1 protein-coding gene is annotated in these 902 nt (G+C 69.1%); it reads right to left on the reverse strand.

The genetic code is table 11. From position 1 onward, the window contains the following. Window positions 1–5 precede the first annotated feature (5 nt). On the reverse strand, window positions 6–902 hold an 897-nt coding region (locus MFF58_RS31805; RefSeq protein ID WP_238294316.1), incomplete at its 5' end, for a methyl-accepting chemotaxis protein.

A 902-nucleotide genomic window follows, 5' to 3' on the forward strand; every position in this document is an offset into this window, starting at 1 on the left:
CGCCCTCAGTGCCTGTATCGTTCGGCGAGCGCCATGAGCGCCTGGGCGAGTTCGGTGAGGTTGGCCGAGGCCGCCTCGACCTGGCGCGTGCCGGCCGCCGTCTGCTGGCTGGCCTGCCGGATGTTCTGCAAGGCGCCCATCACCTGCTCGATGCCCAGCTGCTGCTGGTTGGTCGAGGCCACGATCTGCTGGAACGTCTGCACGTTCTCCTCCACCCGCGCGGTGATCTCCTCGATCGTGCGCTGCGTCGTGTCCGAGCGCGTCTTGCCCGCCGCCGCCCGCTTCACCGCCTCCTCGGTCAGCATCACCGACGTGTTGATCCCCCGCTGGATCTCCCCCAGCAGGCCCCGGACCTGACCCGTCGCCGCCTTCGCCTGATCGGCCAGAAGCTTCATCTCGGACGCCACAACCGCAAAGCTCAACCCGCTCTCCCCCGCCGCCGCCGCCTCGATGGCCGCGTTGAGCGCCAGCAGGTGCGTGCGCTCCGAGATGTCGTTGACCGTCTCGATGATGTCCCCGATCGTCTGGGTCTTCTCCGACAGGCTGACGATGTTGCCCGCCACTGCCTCCGCCTGCTCGCGGATCGCCTCCATCGCCTTGGCCGTGTCGGAGACCGCCCGCAGACCCTGGCGCGAGGTCTGCGCCGTCGCCTGCGCGGTCGCAATCACCTCCGTGGCCCGCTTCGAAATCTGCGCCCCCGAATGCGTGATCTCGTCCACCGTCGCCGCCGTCTCCTGCACCGCCGCAAACTGCTCCTCAACCGACGCCGCCTGCTCCTGCGCCGACGCACGGATCTCCGACGCAGCCGCGTTCAGGTCCGCCGTCGCCGCACGGTTCGTCCGCGCAAGATCCGAAAGCCCAGACACCATCGCGTTCAGAGTCCCCGATAGACGCCCGACCTC

The sequence above is a fragment of the Methylobacterium longum genome (assembly GCF_022179385.1).
Taxonomy (GTDB): domain Bacteria; phylum Pseudomonadota; class Alphaproteobacteria; order Rhizobiales; family Beijerinckiaceae; genus Methylobacterium; species Methylobacterium longum.